Genomic DNA, 20,511 nt, shown 5'->3' on the forward strand with positions numbered 1-20,511 from the left:
GCCACCGCACCAGCCGGTCAGGCCGCGTCAGGCTGCCCCGGCCCGGACAACGCCGCAAGCGCGGCGGACACCGCATGCGCGGCGCTCAGGTCGAGCCGGGCGCTGGTGCCGCGCACGTGATGGCGCAGCTCCGTGGCGGCGAGCCCGACGAGTTGGGGCAGCAGGTCGGTGCAGCGGCGCGCCACCCAGCCGGTGCCCGCGGTGGCCAGCCACCACAGCCGCGCCGACCGGGTGGGCGGCGGGAGTTGGGGCTCGCACGCGGGGGCCCCGCCGTGGGCGAGCCCCTCGACGGTGAGCAGCGCGTGGAAGCGGGCGGCGAGGAGCCGGTGGCCGCGCTCCCCGGGATGCAGCCGGTCGGCGCTCCACAGGGCGCGGTCGGCGACCCACTCGCCGTCCGCCGCGTGCAGATGGACCGCTCCATGGCGCTCGGACAGCGCGTGCACGACGGCGTTGACCGCGCGCTGTCTGCGGGCCAGCGGGCGGGCCAGGGCACCGGGCAGGCCGAGCATCGCCCCGGGGTCCGGCAGACAGGCGGTGAGCAGCACGGCGCCCCGCTCCCCGCACGCCGCGTAGACGGCGTCGAGCCGGGCCGCCACGGCGTGCACGTCGAACGTGCAGCGCAGCGTGTCGTTGACGCCGACGACCACGGACACGACGTCGGGGCGCAGGGCGAGCGCGGCGGGGGTCTGGCGCCGCAGCACGTCCTCGGTCTGGGCCCCGCTCGCGGCGATGTTGTGGAACTCCACGCGCGTGCCCGCACCCGCAAGCCCTTCCGCGAGGAGCGCGGCCCAGCCCCGCCAGCCGGTCTCGACGGGGTCGCCCACCCCCTCGGTGAGCGAGTCCCCCATGGCGACGAACCGGAGGGTCCTCATCCGACGGCCCTCGCCGGGACATCGGCGGCGCCGCCGGACACTCGTACGGGCGCGTCGTGCGCCTGGAGGAAGGCCGCGACGGACGCGTCCCAGCCGAAGCGCTCGGCACGCGCGCGTGCCGCCGCCCGCCGCTGCCCCTCCGGCCGGGCGAGGAGCGACATCACGGCCGCCGCGAACGCCTCGCCACGATCGGCCGCGACCTCTCCGGCCCCGCCCACGATCTCGGAGAGCGCCGACGACGCGCTCACCACGACGGGCGTCCCACAGGCGAGCGCCTCCAGGGCGGCGAGCCCGAACGTCTCGACCGGGCCGGGTGCCAGGCACACGTCGGCGGCGGCCTGGAGCGCGGCGAGCCCGCCGGGGTCCGGTACGTGGCCGAGGAAGGTCACGGGCAACCTCCGCTCCCGCGCCCGCTGTTCGAGCCGGGCGCGCAGGGGCCCGTCGCCCGCGACGACGAGCACGGCGGGCACGCCACGCCCCCGCAGCGCCGCCAGCGCGTCCAGGGCCGTGCCGGGGCGCTTCTCCACGGAGAGGCGGGAACAGAGCACCAGCAGCACCTCACCCACGCGCGCGTGGCGGTCGCGTACCCGCGCGTCCCGCAGCGCGGGGTGCCGGGCGTCGAGGTCGACACCCAGCGGAGCCCGTACGACATTGCGCGCGCCCACGCGCAGGAACTCCCGCTCCGCCCAGGCCGTGGTGCACACCACGCGCGCGTAGACGCGTGCCGTACGGGAGTTGAGGGCGTCGGCGGCGCGCCGGGCCGCCTCCGGAGGCAGTCCCCAGGTGCCGAGCACGCCGTCCGCCGTCTCGTGGGAGACCATCACGGCCGGTATGCGGGCCTGCCGCGCCCACGCGCCGGTCCAGCGCAGCGTCGTGCGGTCGGAGACCTCCAGCCGGTCGGGCGCGAGGCGGCGAAGGACCGCGGCGACTCGCCGCCGGTCCGCGAGCACCCGGTAGCCGCCGGTGCCGGGCAGCACGGGCCCCGGCAGGGTCACCACGCGCCCCTGCTCCGTCTCCCGCACCCCGGCCCGCTCCCCGGGCACGACCAGGACGGGTTCATGGCCCGCGGCGCGGTAGCCGCGGCCCAACTCCCGCAGCGCGGTGCGCAGTCCGCCCGACGCGGGCGTCACGAAGTTGGCGATCCGCACGATCCGCAGCGGGCCCGCGCCGGGCGGGCCCTCGCCGGGCGTGCCCGCGCGCGCCATGCCGTCGGCGCGCCTCTCCGCCCTCTCCGCCCTCAACGGCCTCTCCGGCCTCTCCGGCGCGCTCATGCCGCCACCACCGTCCGCGCCGCGAGCACCTCGGTGTAGTGCCCGATGAGCCGGTCCCCGACGGCCGCCCAGGTGCGCCCCTCGACGGCGGCGCGCCCTGCCGCCCCGTACGCCTCCCGCAGGCCGGGGTCGGCGGTGAGGGACCAGACGGCGTCCCGCACCGCCGAGGCGTCGCGCGGCGGTACGAGAAGCCCGGTCCTGCCGGGTGCGACGAGGTCGAGCGGGCCGCCCGCGGCGGGCGCGACGACCGGGACTCCGCTGGCCATGGCCTCCTGCACGGTCTGGCAGAACGTCTCGTAGGGCCCGGTGTGCACGAACAGGTCCAGCGAGGCGAAGATCCGGGCGAGTTCGTCGCCGGTGCGGCGGCCGAGCAGCACGGCACCGGGGAGGGCCGCGCGCACCGACGCCTCGCTCGGCCCGTCGCCCACGACGACGACCCGCACCCCGTCGAGCCCGCACACTCCGGAGAGCAGCTCCACCTGCTTCTCGGGGGCGAGGCGCCCTACGTAGCCGACGATCAGCTCACCGCCGGGCGCGAGCTCACGGCGCAGCGCCTCGTCCCGCCGCCCCGGGTGGAAGCGGACGGTGTCCACGCCGCGCGGCCACAGGCTGACCCGGGGCACCCCGTGGGCCACCAGGTCGCCCAGGGCGGCCGTGGAGGGCGCGAGGGTGCGGTCGGCGGCGGCGTGGACACTGCGTATGCGCCGCCAGGCGGTGGCCTCGCCGAGGCCCATGTACGTGCGCGCGTACCCGCCGAGATCCGTCTGGTAGACGGCGACGGCGGGGATCCCGAGGCGCGCGGCGGCCGCCATGCCGCGCACACCGAGGACGAACGGGCTGGCCAGATGGACCAGTTGGGCCCGGTGCGCGGTCAGCGCCGCGGCCACGCGCCGACTGGGCAGCGCGACGCGGACCTGCGGGTAGCCGGGCAGCGGCAGGGAGGGGACGCGGACGACGGGGCAGGGCGCGGCGGCGTCCTGGCCGGGCTCGGCGGCCGCGGTGGCGGGGGCGATGACGAGCGGGTCGTGGCCGCTCGCGGCGAGGTGCCGGGCGGTCTGGAGGGCGCAGTGCGCCACTCCGTTGACGTCGGGCGGGAAGGATTCGGTGACGATGACGACGCGCATACCGGTGGTGGGTCGCATACCGGTGTTGTCGTCGGGCGGGGCGTGGCCGCGTCAACGTGGATCTTTCCTGGCGAGGAACGTCCCATGAGCGTTCCCCTCCGCGCCCCGCGCGGCGGGGCGCCACGTCTCATCCGGAGGGGCTCATACGGCGGGCGCGTCGGGCCCGATCCTGCTGCGCACCGCGTCCTGCACCTCGTCCTCCTCGGCGGGGTCGGCGGCGAGCCTGCGGAGCTGCGTGACGACGCGGGCGTCTCCGGTCTCGGCGTGCAGGGCGGCGACCTCGCGGGTGGACTCCTCGCAGTCCCAGAGGCACTCGACGGCGAATCCGGCGGCGAAGGAGGGATCGGTGGCGGCGAGCGCGCGGGCGGCGCGGCCGCGGAGGTGGGAGGAGGCGGTCTCGCGGTAGACGTGCCGCAGGACGGGGGCCGCGCAGGCGATGCCGAGCCGTCCGGCGCCGTCGACGAGGGTCCACAGGGTCGGTGCGTCCGGGCCTTCGCCGCGCACCGCCTCGCGCAGGGCGGCGAGGACCAGCTTGCTGTCCTTGGCCCCGCCCCGGCAGGCGAGCATCCGCCCGGCGGCGGCGCCGAGGGCGTCCGGCCGCCCGGCCCAGCGGCGGGCCTGCTCGACGGCGGCGACGCTGCGCATGCGCTCGAAGGCGTCAACGGCGGCGTCCACCACGACCGGTGAGGGGCTCCCGACGGCTTGCTCGACGAGAGCCAGCACATCGGGATCGTGCGCGTCGGCGAGGTAGCGCAGAGCCGTGCCCCGGGCGCCGTCCGAGCCGCTGCGGGCGGCCTCGAGGATCTCTTCCCGGTCCTCGGGTCCGGCGACGGCGGTCAGGCAGCGGGCGGCCGGCACATGGAGCACCACACCGCGCTCGAGCCCTTCCTGCGCCCACTCGAAGACGGCCTGGACGCTCCAGCCGGGACGCGGCCCCGAGGGCCGCATCTGCCGCTGCCAGCGGTCGAAGGAGCCCCGCTCGCCGGCGGCCCGCACCCGGGCGCCGATCTCCTCGCGCGGGTCCTCCGCCCACAGCCGCCAGGGCCGGGGCTCGAAGGCGTCCCGCACGGCGGCGGCCAGCTCGGCCTCGCCCTCGGCGTCGGCCGGGAAGCGGGCGAGCACGGGCCCCGCGAGGGCGCGCAGACCCGCGTCGTCGTCGCGCAGCGCCAGCTCGTCGAGGGCCCAGGCCCAGTTGGCGCCGAAGGCCGCGTACCGGCGCAGCAGCTCCAGGGCGTCGCGCCTGCCGTACGAGGCGAGGTGACCGAGGACCGCGAGGGCGAGGCCCGTGCGGGAGTCCTCGGTGTCGAGGACGTCCTCGGAGTCGAACAGGTGCCGCTCGATCTCATCGATCTCGCCGTGGAGGTCGAGGTAGAGCCGGGCGTAGTACAGGGAGCGGTTCTCCACCTGCCAGTCGTGGCGGGGGTCCCGCAGAACGCAGTGGTTCAGAGCCGCGAGCGCCTCGGCGCGCGGCGCCGTAAGGGCGTGCAGCGTGCCGTCGCCGCGACCCCGCTGAAGCAGGCCGAGCAGCGTACCGCTGGGCGCTATGAACGGTTCGAACATGGGAAACAGCCTCACATCAAGCGTCGACGCAACCGGGAATCGTGCTTTACCTGGCCGCGCGCCAACACGTCGGGCCGCCCGCCGTCTGCTGCTTGTTGAAAGCCATTGTCCTCTGCCTTTCGTCGGTGGCCCGCACGGGATCCGGCCGGATCCCGCGAGGTGGGCCGCTCACGGTCCGCGCGGTGCGGCAACACCTGCCCCGCCGTCGCGTCCGTAAATCACGTCGTCATGATGACCCAGCGGTTCTCTCCGCCGCGACCACATTTCCGGCGCCCCCGCCGCCGCAGGTCAGCTACCCCGTTCAGGCCGCCCCGAACAGCCGGAGCAGCTCCTCCTTGCCGAACATCCGGGCGGTGTCGACCGCGGAGGGCGTGCCCGCGGCCGGATCGGCGCCCCCGTCGAGGAGGGCCCTGATGACGTCGTCGGCGCCCTTGAAGACGGCCCCGGCGAGCGGCGTCTGGCCCCGGTCGTTGGCCCGGTCCGGGTCGCCGCCACGCTCCAGGAGGGCGCGGACCGCGTCGGCGTGACCGTGATAGGCGGCGAGCATCACCAGCGTGTCGCCCCGGTCATTGGTGAGATTGGCCGGAACTCCGGCGTCCACATAGGCGGCGAGCGCGTCGGTCTCGCCCTGGCGCGCGAGATCGAAGATCTTGCCCGCCAGCTCCACGACCTCCGGGTCGGGGGCTTCGCTCATGGTCAGGCCGCCTTTCAGATACGGGATTCGCCTACAGGTGACGCGGCGACAAGGTGCGTACGACCTGCAGCCGTACGAGTGAATCGACAGGGTACTGCCCGTCACGGCACATGACGGGGCCCGCCCGAGGCAAAGATCACCGCAGGCCCCACGTGCCGCTCCGACCGCGCCCGTACGGCCCAGCAACCCGCTGCCATCGGGGGGAAATATCCAAGATTTCCCCCATTTGCACCTTTTATCGTATGGATACATGCTGTGAGCCTGGAAGAACTCATGGTGACTGTCCCCCCACTCAGGAGAACTCTCATGGTCCTGTCCATCTCAGGCGTCGTGCTGCTCGGAATCATCGCCTTCCTGTTCTTCCGCAAAGACGGCCTCAAGGCGTCCCACGCACTGGTCTGCGCACTCTTCGGCTTCTTCCTCGCGGGCACCGCCATCGCCCCGAGCATCAAGGCGGGCAGCGCGAGCCTCGCGAGCCTCCTCGGCGGGATCAAGTTCTGACGTCCCCCTCTCCCTCGTAACACCCCGTACGCACCATCAGGAGACAGACGTGGCACGGCGCCCCCTCCCCCGCATTCTCAGCAGCGGGTCCGCCCCGATCGCCCGCGGCCGGGAGACCATCGCCCGCAGCCGCGAGACGATCACCCGCAGCAGGGAGATCGCGCGGTCGGCCGCCGACAGCGCCACCGACGTCCTCCACCCGCTGATCACGATCACCCGCGGACTGCGGCGGCTCGCTGCGGCCGGGCGGCGCAGATGGGCCGCCACCCCCAAGGACCGGCGCGGACCGCTGCTGTTCCTGGTGGCCTCGGTGATCCTGGTCGTGGCGCTCGTCCCGTACGGTCCGCTGCTGGCCGCCATCTGCCTGATGGCGGCCGCCGCATGGACCGGCCGGGAGCGCACCGCGCCCGCCCCCACGGGCCCGGACGACTCCCAGGTGGAGCGCCTCCAGTCGCTCTACGAAGCACTCGTCCCGTACTTCTCCGTCCCCGAGGACCCGAGCCCCCTGTACGCGCACGGCGGCGAGTGGGAGAAGGCGTTCCCCACCTACGACTTCGACGAGACCGGACGCGTCTCGCGGCTCGTGGTGCGCTACCCCGCGTACTTCACGGACGGCGAGGCCGACTCACGCGCGCGGATCGAGCAACTGCTGCACGCCAAGTCGGGCCGCGGCCGCGAGTACCACTTCGAGTGGGACGAGGAGGGCAACCAGCTGACCGTCGCGGTGCTGCCCCCGCTGCCCACCGACATCGCCGCCCAGCGCTTCGTCACCGCCCCCGGTGAGACGGTGCTCGGCTTCACCGACCCGACGGTCGTCCAGCGCACCCTCCCGGTCGCCGACGGCGACGACCGGCGCGATGTGCCCCCCGTCATCTGGCGCACCGGGATCCGCTCCACCGAACCGCACCTCCTCGTCGTCGGCCAGCCCGGCAGCGGCACCACGACGCTCCTGCGCTCCATCGCCCTGCAGGCCCTTCAGCACGGGGACGTCCTGGTCGTCGAGGGCAACGGCACGGGCGACTACGCCTGCCTGTCCGGGCGCGACGGCGTACTCGCCGTCGAGTGCGGCCTCGCCGGGGCGCTCGCCAGCCTGGAGTGGGCGGCACACGAGACGGAGCGGCGGCTCATCGCCGCCAACCGCGCCCGCCAGGCCGGCCACCCGCCGCCGGAGGACACCAAGCGCCCCCTGTGGCTGCTGCTCGACCACCCCAGCGTGCTCGGCCACCTCGCGGCCGCCGACGGGGACCGGGACCCGCAGTCCCTCCTCCAGGTGCCCCTGCGGCACGGCCGGGCGGCCCACGTCACGGTCGTCGTGGCCGATCAGTTCGACAGCCTGGACACGCTGAGCGACGCGGTCCTGCAGCACACCCGCGCGCGCGTGGTGCTCGGCCCCGCCGAACTCGACCAGGTGGAGGACGTCCTCGGCGTCCCGCCGCACACCACGCCCACCCGCGACGTGCCGCCGGGCCGCGGCTACGCCCGGCTCGGCACCGGCCCCGTGCACCGCCTCCAGGTGCCCGCCACCCCCGACCCGTACGACGACGCGACGAGCGAGTCGCACCGGCGCGCGGTCATGGAGCTCCTTCCGGAGCGCACCATGCCCGCCGACGCGACCGACGCCCCTGCCGAGCACGACGCCGAGGCGGAGCCGGTCCCGGCCGAGGGCTGAGCCGCTCCCGTACAGGCCGCAGGCAACGCGTCCGTACGGGCCTCAGGCCACGAACGTGCGCGGCGGCTCGGCGCCCGAGCCCGCCCCCGTCTCGACCAGCCGCGCGGCCGCAGCGAGCCGCACCGCCGCCTCCTCGGCGACCGCGCCGCCCACGGTGAACGGCAGCCGCACATAGCCCTCGAAGGCGCCGTCGACACCGAAGCGGGGCCCGGACGGGACCCTGACCCCCACCCGCTCGCCGACTTCCGCGAGCCGGGACCCGGAGAGTCCGCCGGTGCGCACCCACAGGGTCAGCCCACCGCCCGGGACCTCGAACTCCCAGTCGGGCAGCTCGCGGCGCACGGCGGCCACCAGGGCGTCGCGGTTCTCCCGCGCCTGGGCCCTGCGCACGTCGACGGCCTCCTGCCAACCCCCGGTGTTCAGGAGCCAGTTCACGGCCAGCTGCTCCAGGACGGGGGTGCCCAGGTCGGCGTAGGCGCGGGCGGCGACCAGGCTGCGGATGACGTCGGGGGCGGCCCGCACCCAGCCGATGCGCATGCCCGCCCAGAACGCCTTGCTCGCCGAGCCGACGGTGATGACGGTCGAGCCGGCCGGGTCGAACCCGCAGACGGGGCGCGGCAGTTCAAGGTCGTCGTCCAGGCGCAGCTCGCTCATCGTCTCGTCCACCACGAGCACCGTGCCCGCCGAGCGCGCCGCGTCCACGAGCCTGCGGCGCTGGTCCTCGTCGGCGAGGGCTCCGGTGGGGTTGTGGAAGTCGGCGACGACGTACGCGAGCCGGGGCGCCGCGTCGCGCAGCACCTGCCGCCAGCGGTCCAGGTCCCAGCCGCCGAGGCCCTCGGCCATCGCGACGGGCACAAGCCGGGCCCCGGCCTCGCGCATCAGCTGGAGGATGTTGGCGTACGAGGGCGACTCGACGGCGATGCGCTCGCCGCGGCCCGCGAAGAGGTGGCAGATCGCGTCGATCGCGCCCATGGCGCCCGTGGTGACCATGATCTGCTCGGGCATGGTGGGGATCCCGCGCGCGGTGTAGCGCTCGGCGAGCATCTCGCGCAGCGCGGGCAGCCCCGCCGGATAGTCGCCGTGCGTGTGCGCGTAGGGCGGCAGCTCTTCGAGGGCGCCCTGCACCGAGCGGGTCAGCCAGGGCTCGGGGGCGGGCAGGGCCGCGCAGCCCAGGTCGATCATGGAGCCGAGCGCCTCGGGCGGCAGCGGTTCGAGCCCGCGCGCGGGCAGGGGGTTACCGGCCGGGACGGCGGTCCAACTGCCCGCTCCCCTGCGGGACTCCAGGAACCCTTCGGAGCGCAGCGCCTCGTAGGCGGCGGCGACCGTGGTCCGGCTCACGGAGAGGGAGACGGCGAGCTCGCGCTCGGCCGGCAGCCGGGCGGCGACCGGGACGCGCCCTTCGAGGACGAGCAGCCGGATGCCGTCGGCGAGCGCGCGGTAGGCGGGCGGGCGCCGGGTGCCGGTGCCCGCGGGGCGCGCCTGCTGGGACGTGAGCAGCCTGGCGAGCTGGGCCGACCCCACCGCCGAAGTCCACTGAGCCATCTCGACCAGTCCACCTTCCCCGAATTGGCCATGGTTGCGACCTGGATCCAAGCCACAGGGTGTCATGCATCAGGCCATTAGCACGATCGGGGGGCACTCCTTGTCCGCGAAGACACCGCGTCGCACACCAGCCACAGCCGGGGAGAAGCCCTATCTCGCACGGCGGCTGTGCCAGCTGTACGCCGGTCTGACGCTCTACGGAGTGAGCTCCGCGCTCATGGTCACGGCCGGGTTCGGGCCGGAGCCGTGGAACGTGCTGAACCAGGGGCTCGCCGAGCTGACCGGCCTCTCCATAGGCACCATCTCGATCATCGTGGGCGCCGCGGTCCTGCTGCTCTGGATCCCGCTGCGCCAGCGCCCGGGGCTCGGCACCGTGTCGAACGTCTTCCTGTGCGGCCTCTCCATGGACGCCACCCTGGCGCTCCTGCCGGACTCGGACTCCTACGCCGTGCGCATCCCGCTCCTGGCCGCCGGGATCCTCCTCAACGGGCTCTCTACGGGTCTGTACATCACGGCCCGGTTCGGCCCCGGCCCGCGCGACGGCCTGATGACCGGCCTGCACCAGCGCACCGGCCGCTCCATCCGCCTGATGCGGACGGTGATCGAGGTGGTGGTGGTCGCGACGGGCTTCGCGCTCGGCGGCACGGTGGGCATCGGAACCGTCCTGTACGCGGTGTCGATCGGCCCACTCGCCCAGTTCTTCCTGCGGGTGTTCGCCATCCCGGGAGCACCCTCGCGCAGCGTCGTGGCCGCCGGCGGGCAACCGGAGCAGGCGATACTGCAGCGGTGACCCCGCGCGTACGCCACCCCTACCTCGACCACCGGCACCCGCTCGCCTTCGCCCACCGGGGCGGGGCGGCGGACGGCCTGGAGAACACCGCCACCGCCTTTCGACGCGCCGTCGACGCGGGCTACCGGTACATGGAGACCGACGTCCACGCCACGGCCGACGGCAGGCTCGTCGCGTTCCACGACACGACGCTCGACCGGGTCACCGACGCGGCGGGCCGGATCGCGGACCTCCCCTGGAGCGAGGTGCGCCACGCGCGCGTGGCGGGCAGCGAACCGGTCCCCCTCTTCGAAGAGCTCCTGGAGGCGTTCCCCGACGCCCGCTGGAACATCGACGTGAAGGCCGAGCCCGCGCTGCTCCCGCTCCTCGACCTGATCCGGCGGACCGGCTCCTGGGACCGGGTCTGCGTCGGCTCCTTCTCCGAGTCGCGCGTCGCCCGCGCCCAGCGGATCGCGGGCCCGCGCCTCGCCACCTCGTACGGCACCAGGGGCGTGCTCGCGCTGCGCCTGCGGTCGTACGGGCTGCCCGCCCTCCCGCGCGGGACGGCGGTCGCCGCGCAGGTGCCGGAGGTGCACGCGGGCGTCCGCGTCGTCGACCGGCGCTTCGTGCGCACCGCCCACGCGCGCGGGCTGCAGGTCCACGTCTGGACCGTGAACGACCGCGATCGGATGACGGCTCTCCTGGACCTCGGTGTGGATGGCATCATCACTGATCACATCGAGACGCTGCGCGAGGTGCTGAAGGACCGGGGGACCTGGGCCTGACCGCCCAGGAGCGGGCGCGGACCACGGGGAACAGCGAGGGGGCACGGGTGAGCAGCGACACCGTGCGGACGGCCGAAGCCGCCGAAGAGGCGGCCGGAGCCGCCGAGCGCAGACGCGAGCAGCGCGGCTGGTACTTCTACGACTGGGCCTGCTCGGTCTACTCGACGAGCGTGCTCACCGTGTTCCTCGGGCCCTATCTCACCGAGGTCGCCAAGTCGGCCGCGGACCCCGAAGGGTATGTGCACCCGCTGGGCATCCCGGTCCGCGCGGGCTCCTTCTTCGCGTACTCCGTGTCGGCCTCGGTGATCCTGTCGATCCTGGTGATGCCCCTCGCCGGCGCCGCCGCCGACCGCACCGGCCGCAAGAAGCCGCTGCTCGCCACGGCCGCCTACCTGGGGGCGGCGGCCACGGCGGGCATGTTCTTTCTGGACGGCGACCGCTATCTCCTGGGCGGGCTGCTCCTGATCGTCGCCAACGCGTCCCTGGCCGTGTCGATGGCGCTCTACAACTCCTATCTGCCGCAGATCGCGCCGCCCAAGGAGCGCGACGCGGTCTCCTCGCGCGGCTGGGCCTTCGGATACGCGGCGGGCGCCCTCGTCCTGATCGCGAACCTGGTGCTGTTCACGGCCCACGACAGCTTCGGCGTCTCCGAGGCCACGGCGGTGCGCATCTGTCTGGCCTCGGCGGGCGTGTGGTGGGGCGCCTTCACCCTCGTACCGCTGCGGCGGCTGCGCGACCGGGCGGTGGCGCCGTCGGACCGGAGCGGGTCCCAGGGGTGGCGGCAACTGGCCGCGACCGTGCGGGACATGCGCCGCCATCCGTACACGCTGGCCTTCCTCCTGGCGTATCTCGTCTACAACGACGGCGTCCAGACAGTCATCTCCCAGGCGTCCGTGTACGGCTCGGAGGAGCTGGGGCTCGGCCAGTCCACGCTGATCGTGGCGGTCCTCCTGGTGCAGCTGCTCGCGGTGGCGGGGGCCCTCGGGATGGGGCGCCTCGCGCGCAGGTACGGGGCGAAGCGGACCATCCTCGGCTCGCTGGTCGCGTGGACCGTGACGATCGGGGCCGGGTACTTCCTGCCCGCCGGGGCCCCGGCGTGGTTCTTCGTGCTCGCCGCCGGGATCGGGCTCGTCCTCGGCGGCACGCAGGCGCTCTCGCGCTCGCTGTTCTCGCATCTGGTGCCGCCGGGCAAGGAGGCGGAGTACTTCTCGGCGTACGAGATCAGCGACCGGGGCATGGCGTGGGTGGGGCCGCTGGTCTTCGGGCTCACGTACCAGCTGACCGGCAGCTATCGGGACGCGATCATCTCGCTCGTGGTCTTCTTCGTGCTCGGTTTCGGGCTGCTCGCGCGGGTGCCCGTGCGACGCGCGGTGAGCGACGCGGGCAATCCCGTACCCGCCAGGATTTAGCAACTGAAGGCAAAGGCCGGTAGTGTACGCCTTTGGCCTGCCAGGCGTACCGTTACTGCGCGCTGGACATTCAGAAACGCTGGGTGACATCTCCTGTCAGATGTGACAAAGCGGGCGCTGGTGGGTACAACAAGGGGCGGCATACGACGGCGACGCATGACCCTGAACGGGAATCTTTACCGCCGACCGGACGTTGACCGGATGACGACGACAGCGACACCTGTCCTGTGGGCGACAAGCCCGGGAGGCACGATTCATGAGTGAGCGAGCTCTTCGCGGCACGCGCCTCGTGGTGACAAGCTACGAGACCGACCGCGGCATCGACCTGGCCCCTCGCCAGGCCGTGGAGTACGCATGCCAGAACGGACATCGTTTCGAGATGCCGTTCTCGGTCGAGGCGGAGATCCCGCCGGAGTGGGAGTGCAAGGTCTGCGGGGCCCAGGCACTCCTGGTGGACGGCGACGGACCTGAGGAGAAGAAGGGCAAGCCGGCGCGTACGCACTGGGACATGCTCATGGAGCGCCGTACTCGAGAAGAGCTCGAGGAGGTCCTCGAGGAGCGTCTCGCGGTCCTGCGGTCCGGCGCCATGAACATCGCGGTGCACCCGCGCGACAGCCGCAAGTCCGCCTGACGGCGGGCTTGAAGCGACAGCATCACAAGAAGAGGCCCGGTCCACTGCTCAGCAGTGGACCGGGCCTCTTCGTCGTCTCTGCGCGCCTCTCGCCCGCCCTCTAGCGCGGCAGCTGCGGGCCGTCCGGGCGGGGCATCGGCGGCTCCTCGTCCCGGATGACCTCGCCCTGGACCACCTTGCCGTCCGGGCGGTGCATGCGGGCCTGCTGGAAGGCGTCCCCCAGGCCGCCCGGGGTGGCCTCGCGGACCTTGCGCTCGAAGGTGCGCTCGGCATAGCGGCCGAGGGCCTTCTGGAGCGGCGGGAGCAGCAGGAGGAGCCCCAGGGCGTCGGAGACCAGCCCCGGGAGGATGAGCAGCAGCCCGCCCAGCATCGTGAGCGCGCCGCCGCCCTTGTCGCTCTCGGCGCTCGGCGTGACACCGCTCTGCTGCTGTTGCACCGCCTCGCTGAGCTTGCGGAAGGCACGGCGCCCGGCACGCTTGATGACGGCCGAGCCGAGCACCAGCCCGGCCACGAGCAGCAGGAAGACCGTGAACCCGCTCGTGGCGCTCGCCACGACCGTGAGCAGCCAGATCTCGAGGACCAGCCACGCGGCGATGCCGAGCGGGAGGTACCTCAGCGGCCCCGAGCGCCGGGGTCGTGCGGTGCGGAGGGGAGGCGGTGCGCCAGTCGTCATGCTCCCAGTGTGCCTGGGCCCGCCTCAGACCGGGATAAGGAGATGATCAAGAAGGGCTGTGAACCGGGCCGTCCCGGCGTCAGGAGGAGGGCTTGCGGCCGAGGGCCTTGCCGACCTTGCCGACGCGCTCCCCCACGCCCCACGCCGTGACCCGCCACAGGGCCTCGACGACGATGTTCTGGCTCATCTTGCTGTCGCCGAGCTCGCGCTCCACGAACGTGATGGGCACCTCGACGACGTGGTAGCCGGCCTTCACCGCGCGACGGGCGAGGTCGACCTGGAAGCAGTAGCCCTGGGACGCGACCTCGTCCAGGCCGAGCCCCTCGAGGGTCTCGCGGCGGAAGGCGCGGAAGCCGCCGGTGACGTCACGGATCGGCACGTCGAGCAGGAGGCGCGAGTACGTGCTGCCGCCGCGGGAGATGAACTCGCGGTGCTTGGGCCAGTTGACGACCCGTCCGCCCGGCACCCAGCGCGAGCCGAGCACGAGGTCGGCGCCCTTCAGGGCGGTGAGCAGCCGGGGCAGCTCCTCGGGCTGGTGCGAGCCGTCGGCGTCCATCTCGACGAGGACCCCGTAGCCCTTCTCCAGGCCCCAGCGGAAGCCCGCCAGGTAGGCGGCGCCGAGCCCTTCCTTGCCCTTGCGGTGCAGTACGTGGATCTGGTCGTCCTCGACGGCCAGTTCGTCGGCGATCTTGCCGGTGCCGTCCGGGCTGTTGTCGTCGGCGACGAGGACGTACGCCTCGGGCACGGCGGCGCGCACGCGGCCGACAATGGACTGGATGTTCTCCGCCTCGTTGTAGGTCGGAATGATCACCAAGACCTTGCCGAGGGAGTCGAACTGTCTCCCTTGGTCCCCTGTTTCCAAGAGCCCGCCGCCGTCGTTCACTACTGCCCCTTCGTTCGTACGCAGGGGACCACCATAGTGGCCGCTTCCTGCACGGCTGCGGCGGCACGGGGGTTGGGGGTGTCCGACTGTGCTGCGGGTTGGGCCCGGCGCCCTTCGGGCCGACCTGGGACCCGCTGGCTGCGGATCGACCTAGTGCCGTTGTCTACTGAGCGTCCGGGCCCCACCCGGGTCCCACCTTCCCCCGAGCTCCCGAGGAGCAGGGGGGACTCCGATCCCGCTGATACGTTCCCTCGCCTCCGCGGCGCGGGCGCTGGACCTGGCTCCCAGTGGCGGTGTGCCGGTGCGGCACTCCGCCCATGGCCCAGTTGCGTTCGACGTCTGCGTGGAGGTTCACCGGTCGGACGTCCTGTGGTGGACCCGGCCGAACCTACCCGCCGACGGCGGCGGTCTGTCAATAGCCGTTTGACCTGGGCGGTTCTGACGGACCGCCAGGTCAGCGCGGAGGATACGCAGGTCGAGTGCCGCGGCGGCGGGCCCCGATCGGTGCCGCGCCGCCCCGGTACATCACTCGTCCGGCCCCACGAAGACCGTCCGGCCGGCGACCACGGTGCGCAGACAGACGGGCAGTTCGGCGCCGGGCGTCAGGTCGGGCAGTCCGGGGGTGCCGGAGCGCGGGTCGGTGGACCAGCGGGCCACGCGGTCGTCGGGTGCCTGGACCACCAGGTCGGAGGTGCGCCACACGGCGTAGTCGGCGGGTGCGCCGGGCACCAGGGCGCCCGCGTCGTCCCGGCCGACGGCCCGCCAGCCGCCCCGGGTGTGGGCGGTGAAGGCGGCGCGCACCGAGACCCGGTGCTCGGGCGTCCGGTGGAAGGCGGCCGCGCGGACGGTGCCCCAGGGGTCGAGCGGGGTGACCGGGCTGTCGGAGCCGAAGGCCAGCGGGACGCCGGTGCGCAGCAGGGCCGCGTACGGGTTGAGGGTGCGGGCGCGCTTGACGCCGAGGCGGTCGGCGTACATGCCCTCCTCGCCGCCCCACAGCGCGTCGAAGGCGGGCTGGACGGAGGCGGTGAGGCCGAGTTCGGCGAAGGCGGCGACCGTCTCGGGGGAGAGCATCTCGGCGTGCTCGACGCGGTGCCTGGCGGCGCGGACCCTGGCCAGGCCGACCCGCTCCGCGGCGGCGCGTACGCCCTCCACGACGGCGCTCACGGCCGCGTCCCCGATGGCGTGGAAACCCGCCTGGAAGCCCGCCTCCGTGCAGGCGGCGACGTGGGCGGCGACGGCCGCCGCGTCCAGGTAGGCGAGGCCGGTGTGGGCCGCGTCGGCGTACGGCTCGTGCAGGCATGCCGTGTGCGAGCCGAGGGCGCCGTCCACGAAGAGGTCGCCGGCGGCGCCGTGCGCGCCCAGCGCACGGATCTTCTCGGCACCCTTTGCGTCCGCGATCTGCTCCGCCCAGTAGCCGACGACGCGCGGGCCGGGTTCGGCGGCGGCGAGGGCGAGCAGGCCGGTGAAGTCGTCCTCGGAGGAGATCTCCGGGCCCGCGCACTCGTGCACCGAGCCGATGCCGAGCGAGGCGGCGTGGCGCAGGGCGACGCGCTGCGCCTCGGTGCGCTGCCGGGGCGTGACGGCCGCGTGCGCGGCGGCGCGCACCGCGTGGTGGGCGTCGGCGGTCAGCGGGGCGTCGGTGTGGAAGCCGGTGCGCTCGGTGACGCCGGGCACCAGGTCGAGCAGGGCCGTGGTGACGACGGCCGAGTGGACGTCGATGCGGGTGAGGTAGAGCGGGCGCCCGCCGGTGGCCTCGTCGAGCTCCGCGCGCGTGGGCGGGCGGCCGCCGGGCCAGCGGGCGGCGTCCCAGCCGTGCCCGAGCAGGACCCGGTCGTCCGGCCGGGCGGCCGCGAACTCCCGTACGCGCGCGAGCGCTTCGTCGAGGGAGCGGACCGGGGAGAGGTCGAGGCCGGTGAGGGCGAGACCCGTGGCCGTGGTGTGCACATGTGCGTCCGTGAACGCCGGGGTGACGAGGGCGCCTTCGAGGTCGACGATCTCGTCGGCACCGGCGGCGAAGGCGTCGGCCGCGCCCTCGGAGCCGACCCAGGCGACATGGCCGCGTTCGACGACCATCGCCGTGGCGAAGGGGTCGGCGGGGCTGTGGATGTCGCCGCCGCGCAGCAGCACGGTGCGGTGGTCTTGCCGGTCGTCCGGGGAGGCGGTGGTCTCGCTCATGGGGACCAGTCTCGCCCCTCGGGACGGCGCCCCCGCGCGCGGGGCACCCCGCGGAGCGGGCGGGGCGTCAGATCTGCGGCGGGCGGGCCTCGTACGGCGTGGAGAGGACGACCGTCGTGCGGGTGGAGACGCCGGCGAGGGCACGCAGCCGGCTGAGCAGGTGCTCCAGCTCCAGGGGCGTGGCGACGCGCACCTTGAGGATGTAGTTCTCGTCGCCCGCGACGCTGTGGCACGCCTCGATCTCGGGGACCCCGGAGAGGCGCTCGGCGATGTCGTCGGGGGCGCTGGGGTCGAACGGCTTCACCGAGATGAAGGCCGTGAGCGGCAGCCCGACCGCCTCGGGGTCGACGACGGCCGCGTAGCCGCGGATCACTCCGCGCTGCTCCAGCCGGCGCACCCGCTGGTGCACGGCCGACGTGGACAGGCCCGTGGCCTTGCCCAGGTCGGTGTAGCTCATCCGCCCGTCCTTGACGAGCAGCTGCACGATCTGTCGGTCCAGCTCCTCCATGTGGCGAAACCTACAGGGCCCTTGATCCCCGGGGATACCGGAGTGCCCATCCCGGGCGACCGGATGCGGCCGGATACGGCCGGATGCGGGCGAACGTCCCGCGCGCGGGGTGCGTCGGTCCCGGCCGGTGGTGACCTCCGACGGCGGTGCGGGGCGGCGCGCGGGCGGAGCATGAAGGGCGGTGCGGTCCGCCATGGGGGCGGGCGCGCGGATGGGAAGTGTCGGTTCATGAGTCGCCTGGTGACGGTCGCCATCGGATCCCTGTTCGTGGGGTGCGTGGGGTTCATCGCGTTCTGCGCGGAGCAGTACGCGGTGACCATGGGGGGTCTGTGACGCGGACGGGGCCCGAGGGGCCGGAGCGGCGGCCCGGTCCGCGGCCGTCTGTACAGGCACCTTCGCTTGGCATGTGACGAACGCCACACGCATCAGGCCGTGTCCGCGGGGAAGCCGCGATTACCCCCACGACGGGACGGGAAGTGCTTGCTGTGGTCGAGGCCGCAGCGCCTTGTCGGCCCACCCGAGGGGGAGAATCCCATGCAGAACTTGAAGCGCCCCGGTCGGTCTGCCCGCACCAAGCAGCAGTCGCCCGAGACACCCGCACCCGCATCGGAGGGCGTCGATACGGCCCTCGCCGAGCCGGACGCCGACGACACCTTCGAGATGTACCGGGTCATCTGCCCGGACTGCGCCCAGCCCATCGCGCTCCTCGCCGACGAGGACGTCCTGCCGGAGCACGCCCTGTGCCCGACTCCGTGGAACCCGTTCGGACTCACGGTCTGCACGGGCACCGGCCGCGCGGCCGCCGACGCGAGCCCCGCGGACGACACCCTGGACGCCCAGGAGCAGGACGCCGCCCTCCTGTTGACGCTCCCTCAGGGGCTCGACTGGCGGACCCAGCCGTTCTCGCACGTCGGCGGCCCCGGCTCGGTCCCGATCCGGGTGCCCCGGCAGTCCCGCCGCGCCGCCGCCTGAGCGACACGGCGGGCCCCCGCGGGCGAACTCACCAGTAGCTGCCCTGCACCATCGCCTCGAGGCTGGCGTGGTGCAGGATCAGCGTGTCCGGGTCCTCGGGCACCGCGGCCTCGCCGAAGTGCACCTGCCGGTAGGCGACCCGCAGCATCACGACGCCGTGCCGCAGCGCCGCGTACAGCGTGTAGAAGTCCATGTCCTGCGGCGTGTGCCCGGTGAGGGACGCATAGCGGCCCTCGATGCGGTCGCGGCGCAGGAAGCCGGGCAGCCCCGGCTGGCCGAAGCTCACGGTCAAGTCCTGGAAGAAGCGGTGCAGATACACGGTCCAGCCGAGGTCCACCTCGCGCGGGGCCAGGGCCGCCATCTCCCAGTCGAGCACGGCGGCGGGGTCGAAGCCGTCGTAGATGACGTTGCCGATGCGGGCGTCGCCCCAGTTGAGCACCGCCGCACCCTCGTCCTTCGGCCACAGCTCCTCGAGGCGGGCGAAGGCGCGCTCGATGAGGGGTGAGCGGGGCAGCTTGTCCACCACCCAGGCGTAGTAGGCGCGTTGGGCCTCGACGTGGCGGCGCAGCGGGCTGCCGTCGCCCTCGAGGGACAGGAACTCCGCTTCGGCGGGCGGCACTTGGTCGTGCAGGTGCGCGATCAGGCGGACCGAGGCCGTTTCGAGGTGCTCTCGCTCGGCGTCACTCGCCTCGTACAGCCAATTCCCCTCGTACGTATAGGGCATGACGTCCGGCGGCACGCGGCCCTCGACCCGCTCCATGACGAAGAAGGGCGCCCCGAGCGGCCCGGGGTCCTCCTCCAGCCACAGCACCCTGGGAACCGGCAGGTCGGTGCGGTCGGCGACGAGGCGCATCGTGCGGTACTGCCGCGGCAGGTCGTAGACCGGGAAGATCGTGTACGCGGCCGGGTCGGCGGCGAGCCGCAACGCGCAGGCCCGCACGGGTGGTTCGGGATGTTCGATGTCGAAGAGCAGCGTCTCGCTGGACATGCCGTTGGACTCGGGCACGGAGACGTTCACCGCCTTCGCGCCCGGCAGGCGGGCGGCGAGCCAGGCGGTCAGGTGCCGGGCCAGCTCCTCGGGGTCGCGGGTGGTGGTGCGGGGGCGGGGTGCTGTGGCCATCGGTGGGCTCCTTCCGTACGAACGTCGGGCGAGCGTCGGGCGAACGTCAGGGCGCGACCGAGTCGAAGCCGGTGAAGCCGCTGGGGTCGTGGCGGCCGAAGCTGCCGTGCTCGAAGATCCCGTATCCCGTCTGCCCGTTGAGGGTGAAGCGGGAGGCGTGGTCGATGACCCCGTACGCGGCCAGCGGGTGCGCGGAGGGGTCCGAGAGGTCGTAGGTGCGGCGGTCGGTCCAGTCGCGGCCGCGCCAGGTGCCGTGCTGCCAGTCGTCGGCGGGCGGGTATCCGGCGCCCACGGCGAGCGGCAGGGAGGCGAGGACCTCGACGCCGAGCTCCAGGGGCTTGCGGTCCTCGGGGTCGGTGAGGTGGATGACGGCGCGCTCGGGGTGGCGGGTGCCGGAGCGGTAGCCGATGTCGGCCTGGGGCCAGCCGAGTTGGCGGTCGGGGTGGCCGGGGCGCACCAGGGTGGCGTCGTTGAGGGTGCGGTAGCCGTCGGCGTCCTCCTGGGCGATGACCATGAGGAACCGGTCCTCGAAGCGGACCGGGCACCAGATCCAGTGGAAGCCCTCGGTCGCGAACTCCTCCTCCAGGCGCCCGCGTTCCTCGCCCGGGATGGGCCGCACGCCCCAGCTCCGGTCGCGGGTGCCGGTCCACTCCCCCGCCCGCACCGGTATCTCCTCGCCCCCGGCGCGGATCACCCCGGCACAGCCGCCCGCCTGGACGAAGCGGCGCCCTTCGAGGCTGAGCCGGTCGCCGCGGCGCTGGATGTGGTGGGGCTCCCAGAGGGCCGGGAAGTCGGCGGTCCACGTGACGTCGTACGAGAAGGAGTCCGCGTCCTCGGGGTCGGCGGCGCAGGTGAGCCGGATGCGGCGCAGGGGCTCCTCGACGGCGATGGCCAGGGGGCCCACGGAGAGGTTCATGCGGTCGTCGCCGAGGGCGTCGGAGGCCCGTACGGCGTGGAGCGTGTCGCCGATGCGGAGGGTGGCGTAGGCGTCGATCACCCCGGCGTTGGGGTAGACGCCGAGGCCGAGGATGAGCAGGGCCCGGCCCTCGTGGTCGAAGAGGTGGAAGATGCACCGGTCGTAGGCGTTGCGGTCGCCGGTCGCGACGTGCTTCATGGAGAGCGGTACTTGGTGCACGGGGTACTCGTCGAGCGGGACGGGGCGGTCCTGGGCCACGGCAAACCTCCCTGGAAGCAAGGCAGTTGGGGAGCGGCGCGGTGGGCCGCCCCAGCGAGAAGTTGACGGTACGTCAGCCCTCGGCAGGGGGCCATACACGTGTCACGCCGCATTGGCCGGGCCGCGCCCCGGGGTGGCGTCGGCCTCGGACGGGCATGCCGTGAACTGACGCCCGAATC

Annotated in this window: 19 protein-coding genes; 7 read left to right on the forward strand and 12 right to left on the reverse strand. The window is 73.9% G+C overall.

Annotated elements, in window-relative coordinates; all coding sequences use genetic code 11:
• Positions 1-17: 17 nt before the first annotated feature.
• From ACQB60_RS16110 to ACQB60_RS16130, 5 genes are all read right to left on the reverse strand, one after another.
• Positions 18-872 carry an SGNH/GDSL hydrolase family protein gene (locus tag ACQB60_RS16110; protein ID WP_496926681.1) on the reverse strand — a complete coding sequence of 285 codons (855 nt, stop codon included), beginning with the start codon at positions 870-872 and terminating at the stop codon, positions 18-20.
• Positions 869-2,077 (reverse strand): glycosyltransferase, encoded by a 1,209-nt coding sequence (locus ACQB60_RS16115; RefSeq protein ID WP_496927092.1) that lies wholly within the window; start codon positions 2,075-2,077, stop codon positions 869-871. The genes ACQB60_RS16110 and ACQB60_RS16115 overlap by 4 nt, the downstream gene beginning before the upstream one ends.
• 62 nt (positions 2,078-2,139) lie before the next feature.
• A complete protein-coding gene (locus ACQB60_RS16120; RefSeq protein WP_496927093.1) occupies positions 2,140-3,267 on the reverse strand; it encodes a glycosyltransferase family 4 protein in 1,128 nt (375 codons plus the stop codon).
• A gap of 141 nt (positions 3,268-3,408) precedes the next feature.
• Positions 3,409-4,827 (reverse strand): HEAT repeat domain-containing protein, encoded by a 1,419-nt coding sequence (locus ACQB60_RS16125; protein ID WP_496926682.1) that lies wholly within the window; start codon positions 4,825-4,827, stop codon positions 3,409-3,411.
• Positions 4,828-5,128: 301 nt separating this feature from the next.
• Positions 5,129-5,521 carry an ankyrin repeat domain-containing protein gene (locus ACQB60_RS16130; RefSeq protein WP_496926683.1) on the reverse strand — a complete coding sequence of 131 codons (393 nt, stop codon included), beginning with the start codon at positions 5,519-5,521 and terminating at the stop codon, positions 5,129-5,131.
• Between the two features lie 306 nt (positions 5,522-5,827).
• Between ACQB60_RS16130 and ACQB60_RS16135 the strand changes: the two genes are divergently transcribed.
• Positions 5,828-6,022, forward strand: coding sequence for a hypothetical protein (locus ACQB60_RS16135; RefSeq protein WP_496926684.1), 195 nt, complete (start codon positions 5,828-5,830; stop codon positions 6,020-6,022).
• 49 nt (positions 6,023-6,071) lie between these two features.
• Complete coding sequence (locus tag ACQB60_RS16140) at positions 6,072-7,691, forward strand: hypothetical protein (protein WP_496926685.1); 1,620 nt, start codon at positions 6,072-6,074, stop codon at positions 7,689-7,691.
• A gap of 42 nt (positions 7,692-7,733) precedes the next feature.
• Here the strand turns inward: ACQB60_RS16140 and ACQB60_RS16145 are convergent, their stop codons facing one another.
• Positions 7,734-9,233 (reverse strand): SCO1417 family PLP biosynthesis transcription factor, encoded by a 1,500-nt coding sequence (locus ACQB60_RS16145; protein ID WP_496926686.1) that lies wholly within the window; start codon positions 9,231-9,233, stop codon positions 7,734-7,736.
• Between the two features lie 64 nt (positions 9,234-9,297).
• Here ACQB60_RS16145 and yczE point away from each other — a divergent pair, with 64 nt between their 5' ends.
• The 4 genes from yczE (at position 9,298) to ACQB60_RS16165 (ending at position 12,827) form a co-directional block, all read left to right on the forward strand.
• Entirely contained in the window at positions 9,298-10,023 is a 726-nt protein-coding gene (gene yczE, locus ACQB60_RS16150; protein WP_496926687.1) for a membrane protein YczE, read from the forward strand.
• Positions 10,020-10,787, forward strand: coding sequence for a glycerophosphodiester phosphodiesterase family protein (locus ACQB60_RS16155; protein ID WP_496926688.1), 768 nt, complete (start codon positions 10,020-10,022; stop codon positions 10,785-10,787). Before yczE ends, ACQB60_RS16155 begins: the two co-directional genes overlap by 4 nt.
• A 47-nt stretch (positions 10,788-10,834) precedes the next feature.
• A complete protein-coding gene (locus ACQB60_RS16160) occupies positions 10,835-12,196 on the forward strand; it encodes an MFS transporter (protein ID WP_496926689.1) in 1,362 nt (453 codons plus the stop codon).
• 256 nt (positions 12,197-12,452) lie between these two features.
• The gene (locus ACQB60_RS16165; RefSeq protein WP_030360404.1) at positions 12,453-12,827 is read left to right on the forward strand and encodes an RNA polymerase-binding protein RbpA; all 375 of its coding nucleotides are present in this window, start codon (positions 12,453-12,455) and stop codon (positions 12,825-12,827) included.
• 100 nt (positions 12,828-12,927) lie between these two features.
• Here the strand turns inward: ACQB60_RS16165 and fxsA are convergent, their stop codons facing one another.
• The 4 genes from fxsA to ACQB60_RS16185 all read right to left on the reverse strand — a co-directional run bounded on the left by fxsA (position 12,928) and on the right by ACQB60_RS16185 (position 17,066).
• Positions 12,928-13,500 carry an FxsA family membrane protein gene (fxsA, locus tag ACQB60_RS16170; RefSeq protein ID WP_496926690.1) on the reverse strand — a complete coding sequence of 191 codons (573 nt, stop codon included), beginning with the start codon at positions 13,498-13,500 and terminating at the stop codon, positions 12,928-12,930.
• Between the two features lie 79 nt (positions 13,501-13,579).
• Complete coding sequence (locus ACQB60_RS16175) at positions 13,580-14,383, reverse strand: polyprenol monophosphomannose synthase (protein WP_384847324.1); 804 nt, start codon at positions 14,381-14,383, stop codon at positions 13,580-13,582.
• A 525-nt stretch (positions 14,384-14,908) separates the two neighbouring features.
• On the reverse strand, positions 14,909-16,558 hold the full coding sequence (locus ACQB60_RS16180) for an amidohydrolase (RefSeq protein ID WP_496926691.1): 1,650 nt from the start codon (positions 16,556-16,558) through the stop codon (positions 14,909-14,911).
• 67 nt (positions 16,559-16,625) lie between these two features.
• Entirely contained in the window at positions 16,626-17,066 is a 441-nt protein-coding gene (locus ACQB60_RS16185; protein ID WP_384847328.1) for an Lrp/AsnC family transcriptional regulator, read from the reverse strand.
• A 534-nt stretch (positions 17,067-17,600) separates the two neighbouring features.
• Between ACQB60_RS16185 and ACQB60_RS16190 the strand changes: the two genes are divergently transcribed.
• Positions 17,601-18,038, forward strand: a complete 438-nt coding sequence (locus ACQB60_RS16190) for a hypothetical protein (RefSeq protein WP_496926692.1) — start codon at positions 17,601-17,603, stop codon at positions 18,036-18,038.
• 28 nt (positions 18,039-18,066) lie between these two features.
• On the opposite strand, the gene ACQB60_RS16195 is transcribed toward ACQB60_RS16190, so the two are convergent.
• Both ACQB60_RS16195 and ACQB60_RS16200 read right to left on the reverse strand, forming a co-directional pair.
• Complete coding sequence (locus ACQB60_RS16195; protein ID WP_496926693.1) at positions 18,067-19,158, reverse strand: phosphotransferase family protein; 1,092 nt, start codon at positions 19,156-19,158, stop codon at positions 18,067-18,069.
• 46 nt (positions 19,159-19,204) lie between these two features.
• Positions 19,205-20,332, reverse strand: coding sequence for an Rv3169 family protein (locus ACQB60_RS16200; protein ID WP_496926694.1), 1,128 nt, complete (start codon positions 20,330-20,332; stop codon positions 19,205-19,207).
• Positions 20,333-20,511: the final 179 nt, after the last annotated feature.

It is taken from the genome of Streptomyces odontotermitis (genome assembly GCF_050510915.1).
GTDB lineage: Bacteria > Actinomycetota > Actinomycetes > Streptomycetales > Streptomycetaceae > Streptomyces.